This is a genomic window from Alteromonas sp. H39, from assembly GCF_047556435.1.
In the GTDB taxonomy this organism is placed as follows: domain Bacteria; phylum Pseudomonadota; class Gammaproteobacteria; order Enterobacterales; family Alteromonadaceae; genus Alteromonas.
The window spans coordinates 1,045,898-1,064,211 of the sequence record NZ_CP180210.1; the positions used below are offsets into that span (position 1 = coordinate 1,045,898).

The following is an 18,314-nucleotide window of genomic DNA, read 5'->3' on the forward strand; positions in this document are numbered from 1 at the left end:
AAGTCTTTCAAAGCTTTAAGCTCACACACTGTTGTAGTTGACTTAAACTCGGCAAGTGAAATCTGTTGTTAATTTTTTGTTGATCAATCTTTGATGAACGAGTATAACGTAAAAAGACAACGTTGTTTATTTGAAAAGATTACACCACTTCAACTATCGGGACGCGATATGAAAGACTACAAATTGCATCCATTAGCCAGTCAGTTAAGAGCGGTAATAAAGCCAGCTCCGCTGGCACTGATGCTGATGGCAACGTCATTACAGGCGCAGGAAACTGAGTCAGACGCAGAGCAGGCGGAAACGCCAAAAGAAGTAGAAGTAATAGAGATTTCCTACGGTTACAGCGCAGTCGAGAAAACCGATCTTACTGGCGCAATAGCCACAGTCGACATTGAAGATGTTATAGATCTACCTGCTGGCAACATCATGCAAAACCTGCAGGGCAGGGTGCCAGGCCTTCAGATTACCACTACTGGCAACCCAAGCTCGACTGCGACGGTAAGAATTCGGGGACAGGGACTGGGTCCACTTGGAAATAATGATCCGCTTTATATCATTGATGGCATACCAACCAAGTCTGGTTTACACGAAATTAACAGCAACGACATCGCCGACGTACAAGTGTTGCGCGATGCGGCAGCGGCGAGTATTTACGGGGCCCGCTCAGGAAATGGTGTCATTGTTGTCACCACAAAGAAAGGCCATGACGGACTGGACTTTAATTTCCGCTATAACCAGAGCATCGAAGAATACGACTACGACCTGCAGCCTCTGAATACGCTTGAGCGTGGCGCAGTAGTATGGCAGGCGGCTGTCAATGATGGCTCAAATCCAAATTCCGCAAGCCCGCTTTACACCTTCGACTGGAATCAGAACTTTGAAAACCCGGAATTATATTCGGTCATACTGCCAACCTATACTGATCCGGAAAACGTGCAGCGACCGGCTGATACGAGATGGTTTGATGAAGTTACCAGAACATCAAAAGTATCGGATATGAATTTCTCCGTGGCCGGCGGGAATGACGTTTCAACTTTCTACACCTCATTGGGTTATTTTGAAGCCGAAGGGATCGTGGATGGTTCCAAGTTTGAGCGACTGGCTTTCAGGTTCAATTCTGAACATGAGGTGGTGGAAGACAAAGTCAAAGTTGGCCAGACGTTTCTGATCACCGATCAGCAAGCCAACCTCATCAACGACCTGGCGGGGCAAATCCTGGGGTTATCCATCGAGCAGCAGTCCATCGTTCCTGTTTACAACGATGTAGGTGGCTGGGGTGGGCCGGTTCCGGGTATTACCGACAGAGACAACCCGGTACGAATCATCGAGCAGAATCGTGATAACGACCATACCTACAACAAGGTAATGGCGAACTTTTTTGTCGAGTACACGCCAATCGAAAACCTAACGCTAAGAGGTAATGTAGGCGTTGACTACAGTCAGTTTTATTTCCGTAATTTTACTCGCGCATTTACCGCCGGTTCGCTAAGTGGTGGAGATCGATTAACGGTAGAAGATAACTGGAATCAAAGCATCATCACCGGCGCGACGGCCACTTACAAACTGGTACTGGATGATCTGCACAAATTCAACTTCCTCGCCGGTGTAGAGCAAATTAACTATGAGCGTGAATTATCCCGAGGTATCGGTTCTGGCTTCGCTTCCGACGATCGCTCATTTGCCTACCTTTCTCAGGCTACATCGGATGTACGAGTTGAAGGTGAAGGGGAGACCTGGTCTCTAGACTCACAATTCGCTCGTGTAGACTACAACTACGATAATCGTTACCTCGCATCATTTACGATCCGTCGGGATGGCTCTTCAAGATTTGGTGATGCAAATGAGTACGGTAACTTTCCTGCCGCTTCTCTTGGCTGGGTAATTAGTAATGAAGACTTCTTCGATATTGATTTTATAAACACGCTGAAACTGAGAGGGAGTTGGGGGGAAACCGGTAACCAGGAGATCCCAACCAACGCTACTGTCACCACCTACATTCCGCGCTATGCGACCCAATCACTTTTTACAAATCAGCAAGATGAGGGTACCGCATACGACATCACCGGCTCTAACGGTGGCACATTGCCATCGGGTTTTGTGCGAGCGCAAACGGGTAACCCTGATCTTAAATGGGAGACCTCAACACAAGTAAACGTGGGTGTTGACTTCGAACTGTTTGATAACACTGTTTACGGAAGTTTTGACTGGTTCGAAAAAGAAACGCGCGACATTCTCACCCTTACTCAACCCATCGCGACCCTTGGTGAAGGGGCGCAAAAGTGGGTCAATGGCGGCACAATCGAAAATGCCGGTATTGAACTGGTTCTCGGATATGAGAAGTGGATAGAGACTGGCTTTTTGGAAGATGAATTGTTGGTAGACATTAACTTCAACATGTCTTCTGCCGAAAATACCGTTACAGCGTTGCCAGAAGATGTAGTGAATTCCTTTGGTGGTAATGGCCAGGATAAAACGATTCTTGGCCGCTCAATAAATTCAGTCTATGGATACGTCGCTGACGGTATTTTCCAGAGTCAGGAGGAAGTTGACGCACATGCTACGCAATCTGGCGCAGCGCCGGGCCGGATCCGTTGGCAAGACCTGGACGGAAATGGTGTGATTGATGAAAACGACCAGGACTTCTTTGCCGACACCGATCCTGACTTTATCTACGGTATGAATTTCACGTTTAAATACAGAGACTGGGACTTCAACATGTTCTGGCAGGGCGTGAAAGGCGGACAAATCCGCAATAACTGGCGATTGTTCACTGATTTCACTTCTTTAAACATCGGTTCGAACTATGGTGCCCGAACACTCGATGCCTGGACACCTCAGAATACAGACAGCGATGTACCCGCGCTTACTCTGATTGATAACAATGGTGAGGGTCGTCAGTCCAGCTTCTTCTGGGAAGAGGGAACGTATCTCAAACTACGCAATATCAGTGTTGGCTACACCCCCACGCTGGACTTCATTGAGCGCTTCGGTCTCTCTGACGCACGCGTCTACCTGCAAGCGCAGAATCTTCTGACTATCACGCCAGATGGCACATTAAGCGAAGATCCGGAAACCCCTAACGAAGTCTTTCCTGTACCCCGCCGAATTACTCTCGGGCTGGAAGTTTCTTTTTAAGCGAACAGGATAATGGATTAAGAATTATGAATCGTATAAGCAAATTTTTGACAACAGGTCTGATAGCGCTATCGGTCGTTTCTTGCGGCGGAAGTGGTGAATTAGACAGTGAACCGCAAGCGGTACTGACGGAAGACCAGGTGGCAACAACCGAGAATATTGATGCTTTGGTTATCGCCACCTATTCCTATCTTGGTAATGATCATTACACTGCGCCCAATTTCCTCTGGCCGACGGGAAATCTGCGCGCCGGTGATGCTCACAAGGGAGGAAATGGTCCCTCTGATATCTTTGCCTATCATGCACTTTCAATGTATGAGCCTTTGGTGCCGGATATGGAATCCTTTCCACCCGATTTAATTGACCTTAACAATAAGAAATGGACGCGCAACTATACCGGTATATCCCGGGCTAACTCGGCGCTTCAGGTAATCGCAGAGACACCTTCTGGCGAGCTGCCAACGGCAGATGAAAAGGCCGCAGAGCTTCGCTTTTTAAGAGCTATTTTTTACTTTGACCTGAAAATTCATCACAAACATATCCCCTGGATTGATGAAACGATGACCCAGGAAGAAATACTGGCCACGACAAACCGGGATCTCACTGACCAGCAATTGTGGGACAAGATCGCAGCAGACTTCCGCTTTGCGGCGAATAACCTGCCAGAGGTTCAGCAGGATGTCGGGCGGGCGTCGGCGTTGTCAGCTAAAGCCTATTTAGCCAAGACGTTATTGTATCAGGCGTATGAGCAGGACGAGCTGCACAATGTTGTGAATATCAACCAGCAAAAGCTTGAGGAAGTAGTGAGCCTGGTTGATGACATTGAAGCCAGTGGACAATATGGTCTGTACGATGACTACGCAGAAAACTTCTTATTCGAATTTGAAAATGGCAAGGAATCTGTTTTCGCTATTCAGCGCTCATTAAACGATGGCACTCCTGACGGCAGAGGTTCATGGTCAAGTGCTTTGAATGCGCCAATGTCAGGTGGTTTCGGTTGCTGTGGCTTTCACGTTCCAACTGAAAACTTCGTCAATGCATTTAAGACTGATAACTCAGGACTTCCGCGCTTCAGCACGTTTAATGACAGTGTGTACAACGTAAATAACGACTACGTCGACCCACGTCTTGACCACACGGTGGCGATGGAAGGTAAACCATTTAAGTACGATCCAGAGCTTATCCACGGTGGCGATAGCTGGGCACGTGCGCCCGGTATTTACGGTAACTATACCGGCATGAAGGATTTAGAGCACCCAGAGTGTGACTGCCGGGGCGAGAATGGGCCGTTTCCAATTTTCTCTTTAAATACCGTGTTAATCCGTTATGCAGATGTATTGTTGTGGAAAGCCGAAGCACTCATCGAGCTGGACCGCTGGGAAGAAGCTACCCCAATTATTAATCGCCTCAGAGAGCGGGCGGCAGCAAGTACGGCCAGATTAAATGACGCGAGCTTATACCGCATTGGCACCTACGACACGTTTTCCAGTAAAGCGGAAGCGCAGCAGGCATTGCGTTGGGAAAGACGGGTTGAACTTGGCCTGGAAGGGCATCGCTTCTTCGACCTGGTTCGCTGGGGGATCGCCAAAGAAACCATCGATGAATACCTCACCACTGAGCGTGGCAGAAAACCCTATCTGGAAGATGCAGCGTTTACCAAAAATAAGCATGAATACCTCCCAATCCCTAATCAGCAGATTAATTTAAGTGGTGGGATTTATGTACAGAACCCGGGCTATTAAGCCCGGCGTTCCTTAAGTGTTCAAGAGGTACGATAAACACCATGAATAAAATAGTTTACTGGTCACTCACTGTGGCGATAGCCGGATTTCTGTTTGGTTTCGATACTGCGGTGATATCCGGTGCGGACCAATCCATTCAGGCACTATGGGAAACTACTCCGCTTTTCCACGGGTTATTCGTCATGTCATCGGCGCTGTGGGGAACAGTGATCGGTGCGTTGATGGGGAACTGGCCTTGCGACCGACTCGGGCGTAAAAAGACGCTGGTTCTTATCGGCGTGCTTTATTTACTCTCTGCAGTAGGTTCGGCCCTTGCCCAGGACCCTTACACCTTTGCCATTCTCCGTTTCATTGGAGGATTAGGGGTTGGGGTATCTTCTATCGCAGTGCCGGCATACATATCAGAAATTGCGCCAGCGAAGGTAAGAGGACGGCTGGTAGCGACCTACCAGTTTCAAATTGTGTTTGGGATCCTCGTGGCGTTTCTTTCAAACTACCTGCTCTCCGGCGTGATTATCGAAGACTGGCGGGTAATGCTGGGGGTTGAGGCCGTTCCTGCTCTTATCTACTTTCTGATGGTACTGAAAGCGCCTGAAAGCCCACGCTGGTTGTTGTTACACCGCAATGATGAAGCTGAGGCCCGGCGGGTGTTTCTGGAGCTACAGAGTGAGGATATTGAGCAAACGATTAGCGCGGTAAAGAGTGATAAAGCAGGGCGTGACAAAGAATCTTTGTTTAAACCTGAATACCGACTTCCAGTGCTACTGGCGTTTTTGCTCGCTGCCTTCAATCAGTTGTCAGGGATTAACTTTATTATCTATTACGCACCACGTGTATTTGATATGGCAGGTTTAGACGGTAGCACTGCATTGTTATCTACCGCTGGAGTGGGGCTGGTCAATCTGGTTTTCACCATGATTGGATTGAGCTTGATAGACCGTCTTGGACGCAAATCACTCATGTATATCGGCTCAATAGGATACATCCTGTCTTTGGCAACCGTGGCCTGGGCTTTCAGTAGTCAGGTGGGTGGTGCCATTGTCGTAAGTGCAGTGTTTGTCTTCATTGCATCGCATGCTGTGGGGCAGGGAGCCGTCATTTGGGTTTTCATTGCGGAGATTTTTCCCAACTCTGTGCGCTCTAAAGGTCAGTCTTTAGGAAGCGGCACGCACTGGGTCTTCGCCGCTTTAATCACGCTCGTTATGCCTCAGGTATTAGCCACATTTACTGCCACTCAGGTGTTTGGGTTCTTCACGTTCGCTATGTTCTTACAGCTTCTTTTCGTTCGATTCATGATGCCAGAAACGAAAGGGAAAACGCTCGAAGACGTCTCCGCAGCGTTATCAAAATAGAGGCATTTTCATTATGAAAACACTATTAGGTCTTATTATTTCTTCAGCTCTTGTTGGATGTTCCATGAATCAAACCAGTCCACTTCCCCATAGCCCGACAAAACATGTCGAGGCTGCCCGTAACGAAGCTTTTCGTCCTCAGGTTCATTTCTCTCCCAATGAAAAATGGATGAATGATCCGAATGGCATGTTTTTTCTGGACGGTGAGTATCATTTGTTCTTTCAACACAACCCTGATGCGTCAGTGTGGGGGCCTATGCACTGGGGGCACGCCGTAAGCAAAGACCTGATGCACTGGGAGGAGCTACCGATAGCGCTTTATCCGGATGAGCTGGGCACCATCTTCTCAGGCAGCGCGGTGGTAGACTGGAATAACAGCAGTGGCTTAGGGACCAAAGAGAACCCTCCTATCGTTGCCCTGTATACATACCATAATGCCGAAATGGAAAAGCAGGGGGTAATTGACTATCAAACCCAGGCACTTGCTTTCAGCCTGGATAAAGGAAGAACCTGGGAAAAGTATTCAGGTAATCCGGTAATTGAAAACCCGGGCATAAAAGACTTTCGGGATCCAAAAGTTATGTGGCACGAACCTTCTGAAAAGTGGGTAATGGTGTTAGCGCAAAAAGATCATATAGGCTTTTATAGCTCGGACAATCTGATTGACTGGTCGTTAGAAAGTACATTTGGTGAAGAAATAGGAAGTCACGGCGGTGTCTGGGAGTGCCCGGAACTACTGCTAATGCCTGTTGAGGGGACGAATGAATCTCGCTATGTGTTATTAGTCAGCATTTCTCCTGGCGGCCCCAATGGTGGCTCGGCAACCCAATACTTTGTGGGCGATTTTGACGGTAAAGAGTTTGTTTTGGACTCGAAGTGGCAAAGCGAACTCGCACCAACTGTAGCAACGTTTCCGCAAGGCACGGTTTTCGATGACTTTGAAAAGGGGGCAGGTAAGTGGACGTCGGAGGGCAATGCCTTTGCTGATGCGCCAACTTCTGGTGGGCATGCCACGCAGCCTCCCCCCACTGGTTATTCTGATGAGTTTCTTGTAAATAGTTTCGCTGATGAAGATCGCGCTACGGGTACACTTACCTCCGAAGCGTTTACCATCTCCGACCCCTTCATCAACTTCAAAATTGGAGGAGGACATCATCCTGACAGGGTAGGTATTCAACTTGTGGTTGATGGCGAAGTCGTTAAATCCGAAACAGGAATAAACCGGGAAACGCTCCACTACGCAAGCTGGAATGTCAGCCAGTGGGAGGGCGAGTCTGCCTTGTTGAGAATCATTGATAATGAGTCAGGAAGCTGGGGGCACACTTATATCGATGATATTGTTTTTGCAAAAGCGCCTGCAACGAACCGTATTGAGCCCGCGATTTGGCTGGATCACGGCACTGACAATTACGCTGGTGTGACTTTCTTCAATTCGCCGGACAGTAAAGAAAAGCGCCACGTATTTATGGGATGGATGAGCAACTGGCTGTATGCCAATGAGGTACCAACAGAAAAATGGCGTAGTGCTATGACATTACCCCGCTCACTGCATCTGGTTGAGACCGCTGAAGGACTTCGAGTACGCAGTAAGCTAGTTGAAGAGGTTGATAATTTAGTTGAAGCCTCTGCTGAATCTTCAACACTGGTTACCGGTGAAACAATCAGCCTTTCAGCCACAGATAACACCGGCAGAGAGTCAGCGCTTCGCTACTCCTTTAAGGTTCAGGGCGAAGCGACTTCACCCGTTTCGATTCGTTTTGAAAACGGACACGGTGAATTCGTTGATATTGAAATCGATCAACAAAAATCAGTAGTCCTGCTGGACCGAAGTCAGTCTGGAGAAACGTCATTCAATAATCAGTTCGGCAACGTGCAGGAGGGAGTCCTGACTACGACAAGTGATGCGTTTACTGTAACCGTAGTTGTTGACCGTTCATCACTGGAATTGTTTATTGATGACGGGACAACAGTAATGACCTCACTGGTGTTTCCCGAGTCTGTCTACGATACGCTGCGTGTGGGTCCTGACAGCCAGCCCGTGCATCAGATATCCGTTGAACGTTTAGGCTCCGTGTGGTCTTCTGACTAAGTAACAGAGCCTGGGATATTATTATGAAGTGGCAGTCAAACTCAGCATACTGGTCATCAGCACTCACGTTTTTCGCGTTTTTTCTGACCTGGTCGTTTTGCTATTCCCTTTTTCCGTTATGGTTAAACCAAACTCTTGGGCTAACCGGGAAGGAGACGGGAGTAGTCTTTGCGACCAATGCCATGGCTGCCTTATTCATAATGCCGGTATATGGTGTCCTTCAGGACAGACTGGGAACCGGTAAGCAGCTTCTGTTTGTGTTGGGCATCCTTATGGCTGGGGTGGGCCCATTCTTTATCTTTATATACCAGCCGTTGCTGGAATCTTTCTTCCTTCTCGGAGCTGTAGTTGGAGCGGTGTATAGTGCTTTAACATTTGGTGCCGCAGTAGGTACGCTTGAAGCGTTTATTGAAAGGCTTGGCCGGCAGCATGGTGTAGAGTTCGGTAAAGCCAGATTATGGGGATCGCTGGGTTGGGCCAGCGCTACATTTATAGCAGGTGGCCTATTTAATATTGATCCCAGGTTGAACTTTGCGCTTGCGACAATCACCGGGATAGCGTTTATTCTGTGCTTGTTCTGGTTACCCAAATCGACACGCCAAACTTCATCAAGAAAGAGCAAAGTTGGATTAAGCGAAGTGTGGTCGCTTTTTCGACAAGGTAAATTCTGGCGGTTAAGCGTATATGTGATGGGGGTATCCTGCCTCTATCAGATTTACGACCAGCAATTCCCTATCTATTTTTCATCACTGTTTTCATCCCCGGAAGAAGGAAACAGGTTCTACGGTTATCTGAACTCGCTGCAAGTATTTGTTGAAGCCGGAATGATGTTTGTTGCCCCTTACATTGTCAATCGCATTGGACCAAAGCAGGGTTTACTTTTAAGTGGTGCTATCATGGCGATTCGTATGCTTGCCTCTGGCCTTGTAGCAGACCCTGTGTCTATTTCACTTGTGAAATTGCTACATGCACTGGAGCTTCCGATCTTACTCGTAGCTATTTTTAAATATATTGTGGTGAACTTTGATGCAAGGTTATCAGCAACGATTTATCTGATTGGTTTTCATGTTTTTACTCAGGTGGTGACAACACTTCTCTCATCACCTGTAGGGGAACTGTACGATGAACTTGGTTTTGCGGACTCCTACTTATTGCTGGGAAGTATTGTAACCGTTAACCTCATTTTCTCGTTTTGGTTGCTGGAAAACCGACAACAAGCTACTAACCCGGAACCGGCTAAAATGACTGGCGGCTGACAAGTGTAAATCGAGCCGCTTCTCTTGCCTTATCTGTGCGTTCTTCAAACAGGTAATTAAATGCCCACTGTCCCATTTCGTAGTGGGGAAGGGCCATGGTGGTCAAGCCTGGTTGTACGAGTGATGGGATTATATCCCAGTCATCGAAGCTGCCTATGCCAATATCCTTTCCTACCTGAAGCCCGAGTGCCTGTACAACAAAGTATACTTCAACAGCCATTGGATCCTGACCACAAAGGATAGCATCAGGCTTGAAGCTTTTTATCAACTCGGCAGCACGCTTCCGCGCAACTGAGCGCTCCTCATTCCCATCACCAATGATGACAGATTCTATGATTAAGTTGTCCGAAGATGCTTTAGCGTCAGTAAATGCTTGTTCAACACCTTTTTTACGTAGCTTCGCTGCAATGATGTTTTCATTCAGGTTCAAAAAAGCAATGCGTTTGTAGCCTTTGCTTAGCATACTGGCTGTAATCTCGCGTGCCGCTTCTTGTTCATCGGGAACAATAGAAGGGTAGTGCCCATTGCTGTCGTAGCAATTAGCTAACACGGTGGGGACTTCTGAAAATTGAGAAGGGAGTTGCACTTCCCGGTGGTACATGGCGGCGTAGATAATGCCCTCTGCCCGATGCTCAAACAGGTGATTCACGGCCCCTTCAACGCTGTATTTATCCACATTAACGTTGAGAACCATCAATTCCTTATTGTGCTTCCATGCCAGATCTTGCGCCCCTCTGATAAGATCAAAGGTGTAAGGCACCCTTAATAACTCATCTGCAATAAAGCCAATTACACCTGATTTTTTGCGACGGGTCATTTGGGCTGCACGATTCGGGCGATACCCAAGCTCTTCTATTGCCTTAAGTACCTTCTCTCTGTTTTTGGGCTTCACAGTCGGGTCGTTGTTAACCACCCGGGACACCGTTTTAAATGCGACACCAGCGTGTGCAGCCACGTCTTTAATTGTCACCATGTCAGATGATTTCCGAATTTTGTGCTCAATTTCAATGCTCTAACGCTACACACTTTTGTCATATTTTTCCATAAGCTGATAACAACGCTACTGTTTTTCTGGCCGAAAACAAAAATGTAAAAAACTTGTTGAATTTCTGTTCGCCTAACACTAGCATTATAAAAAGACAACGTTGTTTATTTGGGCGGGACACCCAAAAACTGAATGTCAAAAAATTGCCGTACGATTTTGACATACCCAATTAAAAGCAAGCGGACATAGCCCTACTGGAGGCTATGGAGGAAAACCATGAAAACATCAAAACCCTATATCAGAGGGTGGAAACTATCAGGACTAATGTTGTTGGTGAGTGCTTCTCTATCAGCATGCTCCGATGATGATACGAAAAAAAATAAGGTCGATGCTGAGTTAATTGTCTTACAGGAGGGGCAAAGCCCTTCTGATGTCATTGGCGGTGGGAATGTTCCCGAAGAGCAAGAGCCTGATCAAGATATTGTGATCACAGATAACCCGGAGAATTCCGGCCAACCCCTGTTCAGCAACCCCGAAAATAGTGAGCAGGTACTCTCGGGCTTTGAGTTTTGCTGTGGTCAGTTCAACACTTACGCTGAACATGGCTTTGAGACAGTAACCGGCGACTTTAACAAGTTAGACGGCGGCTGGTGGGGAGCTGACGTAGCCGGAGTTATTGGGGAACGTGTCTTCTCCAGTTTTGGTGATGGATTCAATAATGATGACGAGGCACTGGGCTGGATTGGCTATGGTGCAGTCGGCACCATGGATAGCCCTTCATTTGAAATATCCGAGCGATTCATAAACTTCCTTGTCGGTGGGGGAAGCAATGGCGTATCTGAATCTAATACTACTGCGCTGGCGCTGGTTATCGATGATGAAATAGTGCTTCAGGCAAGCGGCGACGATACTGCTATGAGTATGCGATGGGTAAGCTGGGATCTTGCAGACTATGTTGGAATGACTGCGAAAATCCGCTTTATCGACCATCATCCTGATGATAACTCTGATACTTCTTTGCCTTACCTTTTGGCTGATGAATTCAGAATCTCTGATGAAGCGGCCGCAGCCCCGGAGGCAAGCAGTAAGCTGTTAGCATCGGCTAATATTTCCGTTGAGCCCGAGGTGGAGGGGGTACCCGCGTTTAGTCGCGTTTCAGATCCTGGCCAGAACATCGCTGGATTCGAGTTTTGTTGTGGTCAGTTTAATACCTACGCTAATCACGACTTTCGGGCTACAGGCGACATGGACAAACTCGATGGTGGCTGGTGGGCAGCAGATATTGTCAATCACCAGGGCGAGCGAATCTTTACCAGCCGTGGGGATGGTTTTTCTGCTGACGGCACCGGTCTGGGATGGATTGGCGACGAAGCTACCGGTACGCTGAGTTCTCCCCCATTTGAAATTACGCATAAATTTTTAAATTTTCTGGTAGGTGGTGGTACCAACGATTTTACCAGTGACAATGCAACCGCAGTGGTACTGAGAGTAAATGGCAAGATAGTGCGTCAGGCCGCAGGAAATGGTTTGGAGTCGCAGGTTGACTGGTACTCCTGGGATGTTAGTGCACTACAAGGTGAGACCGCTGTGCTGGAAATTATTGACCAGCACGAAGGAGAAGACGATGGAAGTCTGGCTTTCATCATGCTGGATGAAATCCGTCTTGCTGATTATGCAGCTGTAGAGCCCAGTAAAGGTGACTTTGTCAGTATGCCCGACGGCCACACGGTTTCCCTGCCTCTGGTCATGGCTGATCCAAACCCGTATTTCCGTGATGGTGAATTCTACATTTACTATTTAATCGACACGGCATTCCATGACTGGTACCTCACGAAAACTAGCGATCTTCAGCATGGTAGTTTTCCCCAAAGGGTGCTTGAGGCTACAGGAGATACCAACACCCAGGATCAGTGGACGGGATCTGGTAGCGTCGTAGAGGATGCACAAGGGCAAACACATATTTTCTTTACCGGTCATAATGCTGACTTCAATCCCGTAGAAGCGGTTATGCATGCCGTGGCAACAGACAACACGCTGACAAACTTTACGAAAGTCCCCGAAGATACCTTTACGGGAAGTAACGGCTACAGCGATTTTGACTTCCGGGACCCGAAAGTATTCTGGAATGAAGATACCGGCAATTACTGGATGCTTATTACTACACGCCACAACGGACAAGCTGCAATTGGTTTGTATACCTCTGACAACCTTGTGACCTGGGCTCCACAGGACCCCCTGTTCACTATGAATACCCCACTGAACCTTGAAGTACCTGACTGGATCGATTTTGGTGACAATCAGTTCATGGTGTTCTCAGATCAGAATGACGGCGAAAGAGATATTAAATATCTGCATCAGACGAGTGCCGGGTGGGAGCTGGCTGATTACACTTCTCTTGATGGCAAGTTCTATTACGCCGGACGAACCGCGTCTTCAGAAGACATGACGCTGATGTTTGGCTGGATCCCGCATAAGGTTACCCGAACAAATGCAGGGGTTGGTACTTTTGGCGGAGACTTGGCTATTCATCAGCTCCAGCAAACTACCTCTGGTGAGTTGGCGGTAAAGATCCCGGATTCTTATATAACAGAGTTTGCTGAGCCTATCGCTACCGATATTCAGAGTCAGGAGGGATCGGTATCAGGTGTTTCTCCTATTTCATTGATGTCATCTTCTGCATTTACGTTGGCTTCATTGAACGAAAAGAACCGCCTGTCTATGACTGTAAAAAGCGAAACTTCAGGCGGAAGATTTGGACTTTACTTTCCCACTGATGCAGAAGGTGAGCAGGTTGCCAGACTTGAGTTTGACACCAACAGCAATCAGGCCTCGTTTTACTTTGGCGATACGCCTCCAACCGGTGGTGCGAGCGTTACTCCCACCCCCGCACTTGAAGGCGAGCCACTTTTTGTCAGAACGGAAACGCCTGAGCAAAATGTGGCTGGATTTGAATTTTGCTGCGGCCAGTACAACACTTTGGCTGGTCATGAATTCACTAACGTTACAGGCGATTTTGTGAAGCTTGATGGAGGCTGGTGGGGCGGCGATGTCGCCAATAACGTCGGTGAAAGGGTGTTCTCAAGCTTCGGTGACGGGTTTGAGGAAGACGGAACCGCCCTTGGCTGGATTGGCTTTGGCGCAACCGGAAGTGCAGATACACCAGCTTTTGAGATTACCAAGCCCTATATCAACTTCCTTATTGGCGGTGGTTCTAACCCCTTTGACAGTGCAAATGCGACGGCGGTGGTGCTGGTTGTAAACGGAGAGGTTGTGCGCAGCCAGTCAGGTGTCGACGCAGAAAAGACGGCGGATGATAAGTTCTTACTGGAATGGGCTACCTGGGATGTCAGCGAGTTTATCGGACAGACCGCTGTGATCAGACTGATCGACCAACATGCAGATGATGGTACCGATGCTGCCCTGCCATATTTGATAGCAGATCAATTCAGAGCTGCGGATTTACCTGCGGTGAGTGAAGGTGAAGAGGTGAGCTCCGGAAGCCTGGATGCACAAGTAGCCGTGCCGATGGATCTTGCCGCTGGTGTAAAGCTTGACGTGTGGTTGGATCCTGAGTCGGGCCTCGGCACAGCATATATAAACGACTTCAGAGCGCTTAGTTTCCGTCTTTACGATCTTGATGCGCGTCCTGTGGGTGTTTATACGCGAGACCAATCTGTTTCGGTATCTGATCTGCAAAGATTTATCGAAAACCAGTGAATGTGAACCAGAAGCAGGCTGCCTTGGTGTGGTCTGCTTTTCTATTTTTATAAGCGAGAAATGATGAGCAAAAAAGTTATTTGTATTGGTGAGGCGCTAATCGACTTCGTTTGTACTGATGTGGGAGAAAATAATACTGACAGAGAGGTGTATCTCAGAAAACCTGGAGGAGCTCCTGCAAACGTATCAGCATGTATAGGGAGACTGGGGGGGCATGCAGAATTTATAGGGGCAGTCGGCGATGATGCCTTTGGTGACTACCTAATAGAAACGCTTAAGAAATATCATGTTGGCGTCAGCGGAACTCAGAAAGTAAGCGTGCCTACTACCCTCGCGTTCGTTACCCTGCAAGACAATGGTGAAAGGGAGTTTATTTTTCACCGCGGGGCGGATGCTGAATTCGTCTTTTCAGAGGAAGATGACGGCGGTCAGTATTCAAATGACATTTTCCATTTTGGCTCTGCGACCGCTTTTCTGGATGGCAGCCTGCAAGACGCTTATTTTGCAATGGCTGAACGCTGCAGAGAAAACAACAGTCTAGTGTGTTTCGACCCTAACTATCGCGTTGATCTCTGGAAAAGCAGACTGGAAATTTTTAAAGCGAAATGTAACGCCTTTTTTAAACTTGCCGACGTGGTGAAAGTCAGCGAAGAGGAGCTGCAACTTCTTACCGGCGAGTCTGATTTACAAGTAGGATGCAGCGTTATCCATAAGCTTGGCGTCGGTATCATATTCGTGACGATGGGAAGTAAAGGTTGTCACCTTTCCACCAATCAAGAAGCCCATACTATTCCGGCATTTAAGATTAATGCCATCGACACAACCGGAGCCGGAGATGCATTTATTGGGGCCATGTTATTTAAGCTTGCGTCGTTTGACTCTGTGGACTGCATGACAGTTAAAGAGCTTAGAGATGCAGTCATGTTTGCACAAAAGGTAAGTGCGACTGTGTGCGAGAAAATGGGAGCCATGACCGCCTTACCTACTGAATCTGAAGTTCAGTCACGGGAATTCGAAGTGATTGGCTAAGGGCCTTATCAATTATCACCGACCACCGAGTGAGAATTCTGGTGGTCTTTTTACTTTATCTTCGCTATACAGCGCCTCAAACGCTTTACACCTATAGCAGCAACTGTAGGAATTCAGTACTTAGCTCATCAATGAAAAGCACCTTTGCACTTTCATCAGTTCCTGACGACAGTGGCAATTGATGCGCTTTGATATATCAAAAACGGTAAAGACTAGTCCATTCAATGAATGAAGAGTTTTAAGTAGATAGATATCGCTGTTAACTAGCAACGTGCAGGAGCGTCAAAAGGTTTGTTTTATATAAGAAGTGCAGATAAAGAAAGAAAATGGTGGCCCCACCCTGACTTGAACAGGGGACCTGCCGATTATGAGACTCAAACCGAGCGTTTACCTATAGTTACTTTATTTACCTGACAATTACTTATTGTTCCATATAAATCAGTAGGTTATTGAGGTTTTGTCATCTCTGTTGCTTAATTTTTTAAGCAATTCAGCGCATTAGATTTTGCGCTCAAAGTAGCACAGAGGTAGCACAGCATGTCAGCAACTAAATTCAGATTTACAGAACAGGCCGTTGAGAAACTATCAGGTTCGGATAAAAGAGCTCGATATTACGACGCTCAAATGCCTGGTCTCATCATTGACGTTCTTCCATCAAATAAGAAAACGTTTAGGGTTTATAAGAAGCTTCCTGGCACACAGAAACCATTGTCTGTAACTATCGGTTCCTTTCCATCTGTTCCCGTTGAACAGGCGCGTAAGCAAGCCAGGAAAGCCATGGCGGACATCGCTGATGGAATGAATCCTAACGATAACAAACGTCACTTCAGGGCCGCCTCAGTCACGTTAGAAACAGTTTACGAGAGCTATAAACTTTCCAGAAAGCTTAAAGAAACTACGTTACGTGGCTACGAGCAGGTGATGGACTGTTATTTTGATGATTGGGCAAAGAAGCGTTTGGCTGACCTCACAGAAACCCGCATCTATCGAAGGCACTGCGAACTGACTAAGCGAAGCCCTGCACAGGCCGACTTAGCTATGAGAACGCTCAGAGCGCTCTTTAATTTCGCAAGAGCTGAGTATAAATCCTCAGATGGCAGAACGTTGTTTCCTCATAACCCTGTTACTGTTTTGTCGGAAAAACGTTGCTGGAACAACGTAGCCCGCAAGCAGACTAGACTTCGCCCCTCACAGTTAAAGCCATTCCTTGCAGTAGTTAATGAGATGCGTGATGAAGCCATGGTTCTCCGCCAAGACTTTACTGCAACGGTGTGTGATTTTGTCGAGTTCATGGCGTTTACAGGGCTGCGCAAAACGGAGTTGCTTGAGTTGGAATGGAAAAATGTATTTTTGGACGACCAGTTATTCTGCTTAGACGATACAAAGAATGGTCAGGGGCTGGAACTGCCAATCACCAAGCCACTTGAGGAAATCTTTAAGAGAAGGGCAGAGTACCGCGTTTCGGGCTATGTTTTTGGTGCTGACAACCATCATGGCAGGGTGGTGGAGCCTAAGAAAATTATTAAACAAATGAACGAACGGGCGGATGTTTCTTTTACACTTCATGATCTTCGCCGCACATTCTGTTCGGTTGCTGAAACAATTGGCGTAGGTACTTACACATTAAAACGTCTGCTTAATCACAAAACCAATCGCAGTGATGTTACAGCGGGGTATACAGTGCTTACAGCAGAAGAGTTAAGAGAACCAGCAGAAAAAATTTGTCAGAGGATTTCTGAATACGCTGGATTTGAATTGGATATTGCTGATAAATCTATGGAGATACTAACTAAGCAACTAAAAAGTTTGACCAAGGAGCAGCGACTCGAGCTTATGTCTGTGTTGATCGGGTGATTTGCCTTTATACTTAAACTTCCAGTTACATAGCGAAAGCCAAAGTAGTAACGGTACAACCCGCTACAGAATCTTCAGTTGCCCTATGCTGAATTGATATAAATGACAGTGCTCAAACTACAGCGTCTACATGGTCCTGAACACTTTCGATGCAGAACAGCTGATTAAGAGAAACCCTGTAGCCGACTCGACACCTGCAAGCATTCGTAAATGTCCTGTTGGTTCAATACTACCAAGACCCAGCGTAGTAATTGTTGTCAGCGAAAAATAAAAAATATCGATAGACGTAGCAGGTTGTTTAAAGCCTCCAAGTCCAAGGTAAAACCCGACCTCATACGCCAGTGAAAAAATGATAGCGAGCAGGAGCTGGCTTGAAATGGCAATAAACACCACCGCCTGTGTTTTTGCCCAGGTTTTTTCAAGTTTCCCGCAAACGTAGTCGGCTATTACCGAGATATTAAGTAGATGAATTGTTATGCTCATTAAAAGTACAGCAGCGCTGATAATTATCGCTAAAAGCATTGTGGTTCCTTCACTGGTATGGATCTTGACTAATCATACTATTAATTCCTTATCACCGCTGTGATGGGAGGATATTACACAAATTAGTTTTTTCTTAAGTAAGGATTACAAATGAAATACACAAAATTTGCTGCAATGATCATCACATCAACTATTGCGATGTTCATTATGATGTATCTGAACACGTACGCAGTTTCGCATGTATGGTTCAGTGAAACGCGAACCTATATGGCGCTTTATATGGGGGCGGGTATGGCAATCATCATGCTGGCTTTCATGCTGGGTATGTACAATAACAAAAAGCTGAATGTGGCCATTTTCATTCTGGCAGCAGTGCTCTTCGCGGTTAGTCTGTACCTCGTTCGTTCCCAAAGCACGGTGTCTGACTCGGCTTATATGAAAGCGATGATCCCACACCATTCCATTGCCATTCTTACCAGCGAGCGCTCGAAAATTGAGGACGTGCGCGTGCGTGAACTGGCAGACGGAATTATCAAAGCGCAGCGAAAAGAAATTAAAGAGATGGAGTGGCTGATTAACGATATTTCTGAAAACGGAAAGGTGACGAATCAGGCTGACGCCGCGCAGCGACCTATCCCAGAGTTCGAAGGCAGACTGAATCAAGGAGAGTAA

General features: G+C 47.1%; 11 protein-coding genes. 9 read left to right on the plus strand and 2 right to left on the minus strand.

Annotated elements, in window-relative coordinates; genetic code table 11:
- Positions 1 to 168: 168 nt before the first annotated feature.
- From ACLBLI_RS04500 to ACLBLI_RS04520, 5 genes are all read left to right on the plus strand, one after another.
- A complete protein-coding gene (locus ACLBLI_RS04500) occupies positions 169 to 3,135 on the plus strand; it encodes a SusC/RagA family TonB-linked outer membrane protein (protein ID WP_414829966.1) in 2,967 nt (988 codons plus the stop codon).
- A gap of 26 nt (positions 3,136 to 3,161) precedes the next feature.
- On the plus strand, positions 3,162 to 4,877 hold the full coding sequence (locus tag ACLBLI_RS04505) for a RagB/SusD family nutrient uptake outer membrane protein (RefSeq protein ID WP_414829967.1): 1,716 nt from the start codon (positions 3,162 to 3,164) through the stop codon (positions 4,875 to 4,877).
- Between the two features lie 41 nt (positions 4,878 to 4,918).
- On the plus strand, positions 4,919 to 6,229 hold the full coding sequence (locus ACLBLI_RS04510; RefSeq protein WP_414829968.1) for a sugar porter family MFS transporter: 1,311 nt from the start codon (positions 4,919 to 4,921) through the stop codon (positions 6,227 to 6,229).
- 64 nt (positions 6,230 to 6,293) lie between these two features.
- Complete coding sequence (locus tag ACLBLI_RS04515; RefSeq protein ID WP_414829969.1) at positions 6,294 to 8,318, plus strand: glycoside hydrolase family 32 protein; 2,025 nt, start codon at positions 6,294 to 6,296, stop codon at positions 8,316 to 8,318.
- A gap of 23 nt (positions 8,319 to 8,341) precedes the next feature.
- Positions 8,342 to 9,574 (plus strand): MFS transporter, encoded by a 1,233-nt coding sequence (locus ACLBLI_RS04520; RefSeq protein ID WP_414829970.1) that lies wholly within the window; start codon positions 8,342 to 8,344, stop codon positions 9,572 to 9,574.
- Here ACLBLI_RS04520 and ACLBLI_RS04525 read toward each other — a convergent pair.
- Positions 9,555 to 10,547, minus strand: a complete 993-nt coding sequence (locus ACLBLI_RS04525) for a LacI family DNA-binding transcriptional regulator (RefSeq protein ID WP_414829971.1) — start codon at positions 10,545 to 10,547, stop codon at positions 9,555 to 9,557. The two genes, ACLBLI_RS04520 and ACLBLI_RS04525, sit on opposite strands and share 20 nt — an antisense overlap.
- A 288-nt stretch (positions 10,548 to 10,835) precedes the next feature.
- On the opposite strand from ACLBLI_RS04525, the gene ACLBLI_RS04530 reads away from it, so the two are divergent.
- The 3 genes from ACLBLI_RS04530 (at position 10,836) to ACLBLI_RS04540 (ending at position 17,159) form a co-directional block, all read left to right on the plus strand.
- Positions 10,836 to 14,276, plus strand: a complete 3,441-nt coding sequence (locus ACLBLI_RS04530) for a hypothetical protein (protein WP_414829972.1) — start codon at positions 10,836 to 10,838, stop codon at positions 14,274 to 14,276.
- Positions 14,277 to 14,336: 60 nt separating this feature from the next.
- Positions 14,337 to 15,305, plus strand: coding sequence for a carbohydrate kinase family protein (locus ACLBLI_RS04535; protein ID WP_414829973.1), 969 nt, complete (start codon positions 14,337 to 14,339; stop codon positions 15,303 to 15,305).
- 537 nt (positions 15,306 to 15,842) lie between these two features.
- Positions 15,843 to 17,159, plus strand: coding sequence for a tyrosine-type recombinase/integrase (locus ACLBLI_RS04540; protein ID WP_414829974.1), 1,317 nt, complete (start codon positions 15,843 to 15,845; stop codon positions 17,157 to 17,159).
- Between the two features lie 126 nt (positions 17,160 to 17,285).
- Here the strand turns inward: ACLBLI_RS04540 and ACLBLI_RS04545 are convergent, their stop codons facing one another.
- Complete coding sequence (locus ACLBLI_RS04545) at positions 17,286 to 17,681, minus strand: ion channel (protein ID WP_159578048.1); 396 nt, start codon at positions 17,679 to 17,681, stop codon at positions 17,286 to 17,288.
- Between the two features lie 111 nt (positions 17,682 to 17,792).
- Here ACLBLI_RS04545 and ACLBLI_RS04550 point away from each other — a divergent pair, with 111 nt between their 5' ends.
- Entirely contained in the window at positions 17,793 to 18,314 is a 522-nt protein-coding gene (locus tag ACLBLI_RS04550; RefSeq protein WP_159578047.1) for a DUF305 domain-containing protein, read from the plus strand.